General features: G+C 75.9%; 7 protein-coding genes and 1 pseudogene. 4 read left to right on the plus strand and 4 right to left on the minus strand.

The genetic code is table 11. The features are described from left to right. Positions 1-72 precede the first annotated feature (72 nt). Positions 73-297, minus strand: a complete 225-nt coding sequence (locus ACWGKU_RS04745) for a holin (protein ID WP_452179415.1) — start codon at positions 295-297, stop codon at positions 73-75. Between the two features lie 193 nt (positions 298-490). Beyond that, positions 491-1,504, minus strand: a complete 1,014-nt coding sequence (locus ACWGKU_RS04750; RefSeq protein ID WP_452179416.1) for a questin oxidase family protein — start codon at positions 1,502-1,504, stop codon at positions 491-493. Between the two features lie 201 nt (positions 1,505-1,705). Here ACWGKU_RS04750 and ACWGKU_RS04755 point away from each other — a divergent pair, with 201 nt between their 5' ends. The 3 genes and pseudogenes from ACWGKU_RS04755 (at position 1,706) to ACWGKU_RS04765 (ending at position 3,644) form a co-directional block, all read left to right on the plus strand. Continuing rightward, entirely contained in the window at positions 1,706-2,326 is a 621-nt protein-coding gene (locus ACWGKU_RS04755; protein WP_401045064.1) for a hypothetical protein, read from the plus strand. 435 nt (positions 2,327-2,761) lie between these two features. Then, a pseudogene (locus ACWGKU_RS04760) lies at positions 2,762-3,056 on the plus strand (WhiB family transcriptional regulator). A 96-nt stretch (positions 3,057-3,152) separates the two neighbouring features. Beyond that, positions 3,153-3,644: a hypothetical protein gene (locus tag ACWGKU_RS04765; RefSeq protein WP_452179417.1), complete on the plus strand. Its 492-nt coding sequence runs from the start codon at positions 3,153-3,155 to the stop codon at positions 3,642-3,644. 155 nt (positions 3,645-3,799) lie between these two features. Here the strand turns inward: ACWGKU_RS04765 and ACWGKU_RS04770 are convergent, their stop codons facing one another. Both ACWGKU_RS04770 and ACWGKU_RS04775 read right to left on the minus strand, forming a co-directional pair. Beyond that, positions 3,800-4,198, minus strand: coding sequence for a bleomycin resistance protein (locus ACWGKU_RS04770; RefSeq protein WP_452179418.1), 399 nt, complete (start codon positions 4,196-4,198; stop codon positions 3,800-3,802). A 37-nt stretch (positions 4,199-4,235) separates the two neighbouring features. Then, positions 4,236-4,682, minus strand: coding sequence for an anthrone oxygenase family protein (locus ACWGKU_RS04775; RefSeq protein ID WP_401045059.1), 447 nt, complete (start codon positions 4,680-4,682; stop codon positions 4,236-4,238). 91 nt (positions 4,683-4,773) lie between these two features. Between ACWGKU_RS04775 and ACWGKU_RS04780 the strand changes: the two genes are divergently transcribed. Continuing rightward, positions 4,774-5,352 (plus strand): TetR/AcrR family transcriptional regulator, encoded by a 579-nt coding sequence (locus tag ACWGKU_RS04780; RefSeq protein WP_452179419.1) that lies wholly within the window; start codon positions 4,774-4,776, stop codon positions 5,350-5,352. Positions 5,353-5,401 lie beyond the last annotated feature (49 nt).

The raw sequence follows: 5,401 nt of genomic DNA on the forward strand, positions 1-5,401 counted from the left end.
ACGCCCCCCCGGGGTGGGGCCCCCCCCCGCGGGTTGGGGCCCGCACGCCGAAAAAACCGCCTGCCGGCCCCGCTACTCGCGGGGGCGGCCCAGCAGGGCGGCCGAGGTCGGGTCGCCGACGCGGGTCGCCACCGCGCCCTTGAGCACGGTCAGTGCGGCCGGCAGCGCCGCGACCGCCGCCGCCTTGAGTGAGCTGATCGACGTGAGGTCGAACTTGTCGGCCAGCAGCAGGCCGAGGAACGCCGCGGCGTACGTGGCGACGGTGCGCTCGACCAGATCGAGGATGAACTTCCGCATGGTCAGGACTCCTTCGCGGTGGAGGCGGTGAGGTGCCGGTCTGTGCGCGACGGTCGCGCGGGCGTCGGGGTCGGCGTTCGGCAGGAATGCGGCAGGCGCCGTCGGGGAGTTGCCGCCCCTCATGTACACGTTCACGCCGTCGATTCCGACGACGGGCCCGGCGGGCGATTCCGGCGGCCCCGCGCCGTACGCCTCATCCCAGCGGGGTGCTCAGCTCCATGGCGCGCAGGGCCGCCGCCAGGGCCGGTGCGTCGCCGACGTCCAGGGCGGTGTCCGTCAGCTTGATGACGTGCTCGTCGCCGTGCGCCAGCGCCCGCTCGAAGACCTCCTCGGGGGTGAACGCGCCGGGCGGGACGTACGCGACCGGCGCGGCGGGCGCGTACATCGCCGTGACCGCCGCCGAGGCCGTCCAGGCCGCCCGCAGGCTCGCCGGCCACAGCGCCCGCGGGAGCGCGGGCAGTGTGCGCAGCACGGCGTTGGGGGCCGTGGCCGCGTGGACGAGCATCGTCTCCTCGCCGTGGCCGTGGGTGGCGTAGCGGTGGGTCGCCGCCCGCACCAGTTCGGCGAGGCGGCCGGGCACCTCTCCCGGTTCCACGGCATCGACCCCGGCCCACACCGGCAGGGCCGTAACGCGGCCGAGCCTCGCCGGGAAGCCCCCGTCCTGGACGGCGACGGCCGGCACCGCGTCGAGGGCGTCGGCCGCGGAGGCGGCGCCCGGCAGGCGGGCGGGCACCGCGACGGTCCGGTGGCGGGCCGCCCAGTAGCCCAGGCCGTGGGCGAGTTCCGCCAGGCGCGGCCCGGTGGCCTCGCCGGCCAGCAGCGTGCGCACCGCGTGGCCCACCCGGATCACCGGGTGCGTCGACCCGCCGTACAGGCCGGGCAGCAGCCGCGGCCACCACCGGGCCAGCACCTCGCGCCAGGGACGCTCGGCGACCTCCCGCTCGAAGTGGCCGATCCAGTCGGCCGCACGCCTCGGATCGCCCAGCGCCGTACGCCAGTTGGCGTCCGTCACCGGCTCGACGCGGGGCGGGAGGTCCTCCAGCTTGCGCGCGTAGAGGTCGAGCCAGCGGTGCACCGACGGCGCCTGTCCGTGGGCGGTGAGGGCCTCGGCGGCCATCGGCGCGTGGTTGGTGAGCCGTCCGAGCCGCTCGGGCCCGCAGGTGTGCAGTCGTTGGAGCGCTTCGTCCAGAATCCCTGTCGTGTCCACGGGTAAGGACCGTAGGCGGCGGGCCTGGGCGGCGTAACGGGCTGGAGTCCTAGGCCCGGCGCGGGGCCGCCCACCGGCCCCGCGTGGACACCTGCCGGGGGACCGTCGAGGATGGACGCGGCGGGTGTCCCCGCCGGGCGTGCGAGGAGGAGCGATGGATCCGCTGCGCGGGGCCCGGGCCCGTCGCCCGGTGACGGCCCGGTGACCGCCCCGGGGCCTGCGGGCCCGCGCCGGCTGCGGTTCGACGGCTGGATCGCCGGCATCGGCACGGCCTCCGGCACGCGCGTGGTCGTGGGGCACTGGGCGGCCTCGCCGTTCGGGCCGTTCTCCGACGTGATGGTCGAGCACGCCGACGGGACCCGGCTCCTGCTGGCGCCCACCGGGCGGACGGCGGAGTTCATCGCCGACACGTACGCCTTCGACCGGGTGCGGGTCGTACCGGTCGCGGTGCGGCGGGGCGCGACGCGCTGGCGGGTCACGGCGGGCCCGCTCGACCTGCGCTTCACCACCGGGCGGCGCGGCATCCTGGGGCTCGCGCTCAGGACGGTGCCCGGCCCGGTCGCGGCCCGCCCCGCCTGGACCGTGGTGACGGACCCGCTCGCCCGGCTGCTGCTCGGCGTGCGGACCCGGGGCACCGCGGGACGGGGTCGGCGCGAGTGGTACGGCGTCCGCGACCTCCACGCGGTCACCGCGGTGAGCGCCGTGCTCGACGGCCGGGGGCTCGGCCCGCTCGCGCCGGTCGCACCGGTGCGGTTCGGCTTCGGTTCCACCCCGCGGCGGCCCTCACTCGTCCGCGTCACGACCACCGTGGCCACGCGCTGACGCACCGTCGCACGGAGTGGCGCGGAGGCCCGGACGCGGCGGCCACCACAGGCTCTTGGCGGCCGGGAGGTTCGGCCGGGAGGTTTGGCCGGCCGGATCGGGGTGAGACGAGGAGCGGGTCGGCAGCGGGCGGCCCGGACCGCGTCCCCTCCCCTCTGGACGGCCGTCCGGGCCCGCCGTCCGAGCCCGCTGCCGATGGCTCAGAGCCCGGCCACCGTGACGACCGCACCGGCGGCCGGGCGTCCGCCGTCCTCCTGCCGGCGCCGCGGCCCGTCCGGGACCTCGGACGGAAACCCGGACGGGAGCCGGACCGGGTTCCGAACGGCCCCGCCGGGATCCCGGCCGAAATCCCGGCGGCGTCCCGGGCATGCACCCCGCGGATCGGGACAGACGAGCGAACGGCAACCGACCGACCCGTCCGGAAGGAGTCTTTCCGTGACCGACATCCAGCGCCTCCCCGGAGCCCTCGAACACCACTGGTCCTGGCAGTTGGAGGGAGCCTGCCGCACCGTCGACAGCAGTGTCTTCTTCCACCCGGGCAACGAGCGCGGCGAGGCAGCGCGAGCAGGCGGCGAAGTCGGTGTGCGCGCGCTGCCCGGTCGCCCTGGAGTGCCACCGGTACGCCCTGGCCGTGCGCGAGCCCTACGGGGTGTGGGGCGGGCTGACCGAGGAGGAGCGCCGCGTCCTGCTCTCCCGCCGGCGCACCCGGCCCGCCCCGGCGGCCGCATGACACGGACCCGCCCGATCGGCTCCGCGACCCCGCCCGACTCCGCGACCCCGCCCGACTCCGTGACCTCGCCCGGGCCGTGGCGGCTATCGTCGGCCCATGAGGGACCTGATCCGCCGGGGCTGGCCGCTGCCGCTGGCCGGCGCGGTGCTCGCGCTGCTGGTGCTCGTCCTGAGCCTGTCCGGCATGCTCGCCCAGCACCGGGCGGCGGACCGCATCGACGCCTCGCCGCTGCGCGTGGACGCCACGATCAGCGCCGAACGGCAGCGGGAGAAGAGCGGGGTGGAGTACACCGTCACGTACCGGGTCGGTGGGCGCGAGTACAGCACGGCCTCGCTCAGGGTCAGGGCCGCCGTCCCCCACCCGGCCGTCGGCGTGACCGTTCCCCTGGAGGTGGCCGCGGACCACCCGGCGACGGCCCGCGTGCTGGGCACTCACTACCCCGACGACGACCTGCCCGACACCCAGCTGCTCATCGCGACGTTCTCCGCCATGGCCCTGCCGACCTGCCTCTGGTTCCTCGTCAGCCGCCTGCGGGCCCGCTCCCGCACACCGGCCCCGGTCCCGGGGAGCGCGCCCGCGCACCCGTGACCGGGCACCCGTGACCGGGCGCGCGGACGGGCCGCCGTACGGACCTCGCCGCGGGAGCCCCCGGCCGTGACGAACCGCGGGCCGGGCGGGGACCGGACCCCGGCGGAGGCGCCCGGCTCCGCGCCCGTGCCAACTCCGCGCGGGGAGGCCGGGCCCTACCGGGGACCGCGCGGGCTGCCGATCCGCAGCAGGTTGCCGCTGCGGTCGACCAGGGCGAACTCCCGCATCCGGTAGGCGGTGTCGACGGGCTCGGTCAAGCGGCTGCCGGTGGCCGGGTCGGTGGGCACGCCGAGCCGGGCCCAGTCGCGGTGCAGCGCGTCCGCGTCCCGGACCTGCAGGTAGCAGCCGCCGGCGGTGGACAGCGGGTCCACCCCGGGGTCGTGGCGGAAGTGCAGTTCCACCGTGCCCCGGACGAGGATCAGGTAGCCGCCCTCGCCGCTCTCACCGCCTTCGCCGTCCCAGCGCCCGCGCGGCTCGAAGCCCAGGCGGGCGTAGAACTCCTCGGTCTCGTCCAGGTCCCGGCTCGGCAGGACCGGCACCGCGTACTCGTCCATGGCGCCACCGTAGGCCACGCCCCTGACAGTCGCGGGCTCAGACGAGGGCGGTGACGAGCAGGGTGAAGGCGGCGACGATGACGGCGACGCGGACGTAGTGGAAGCGGTCCCAGCGGTTCATCTGCTGCTTCCAGTCGGCAGGCCGGTTCTCGGGGGTCCACGTCCTGCCCCGGTTGTTGATCGGGACGAGCAGCAGGATCGACATGATCACGCTGACGATCAGCAGCGCCCCGGCGACGACGACCAGTCCGGCGCCGGGGCGGTGCCATCCGGCGACGGCCCACACCGCGCTGAGGGCGAGCGAGCCGAAGTACCAGAACGGCATCAGGGCGCCGAGCATCCGTCCTCCGTGGGCGCGGCCGAGCTGGCCGCTGTCCTCGGGGAGTGCGTCGAGGATCCGGCTGATGACGAAGGCGACGGAGAACTCCACCCCCACCATCAGGCCGACGACCACGGTGGTGAAGACCTCAAGTGCGTCGAGCATGGTGACCCCTCCGAGAATCTAGCACTGCTAGCTGATGTGGCAACGCTAGTACTGCCGCCGCTCGATTGTCTAGCAGTGCTAGAATCGACTCATGTCGGTACAGGAACGCAAGCAGCGCGAACGGGCGGACCGCGAGCGCCTCATCGTGGCCACGGCCCGCGAACTCGCCGAGCAGCAGGGCTGGGACGCGGTCACCACCCGCCGGCTCGCCGAGCGCATCGAATACAGCCAGCCCGTCCTCTACAGCCACTTCCGCGGCAAGCGCGAGATCATCGGCGCCGTCGCCCTCGACGGCGCCGCCGAGATGGCCGCGGCACTGCGGGCCGCGACCGCCGCCGCGAACGGCCCCCGCGCCCGGGTCACCGCCCTCGCCCGCACCTACCTCGACTACGCCGAACACAACCCGGCGGTCTACGACGCCATGTTCCGGCTCGACGGCGGCCTGGCGTTCGCCCGCGAGGACACCCCGGAGCCGCTGAAGGACGCCTTCGCCGCCCTGCTGGAAAGCCTCGCCGAGGTCGCCGGGGACGGCGTCCACCCGGCCCTGTTCACCGAGACCTTCTGGGCGGCCCTGCACGGGCTGGCCACCCTCACCCGGGCCGGACGGCTGCCGCCGGAGGACACCGAACGCAGGGTGGAACTGCTGGTGGAGCGGCTCGCCGTGGTCTGACACACCGTCGCGGCGGGCGGCCGGCCGGGGCCCTCGGGCCCGCGCCGGC

This window comes from Kitasatospora sp. NPDC054768 (assembly GCF_053612025.1).

Bases quoted from the DNA above. Each gene is read 5' to 3' on its own strand.
- ACWGKU_RS04745 (WP_452179415.1), bottom strand. From the start codon at position 297: ATGCGGAAGTTCATCCTCGATCTGGTCGAGCGCACCGTCGCCACGTAC.
- ACWGKU_RS04765 (WP_452179417.1), top strand. From the start codon at position 3,153: ATGAGGGACCTGATCCGCCGGGGCTGGCCGCTGCCGCTGGCCGGCGCG.
- ACWGKU_RS04770 (WP_452179418.1), bottom strand. From the start codon at position 4,198: ATGGACGAGTACGCGGTGCCGGTCCTGCCGAGCCGGGACCTGGACGAG.
- ACWGKU_RS04775 (WP_401045059.1), bottom strand. From the start codon at position 4,682: ATGCTCGACGCACTTGAGGTCTTCACCACCGTGGTCGTCGGCCTGATG.
- ACWGKU_RS04780 (WP_452179419.1), top strand. From the start codon at position 4,774: ATGTCGGTACAGGAACGCAAGCAGCGCGAACGGGCGGACCGCGAGCGC.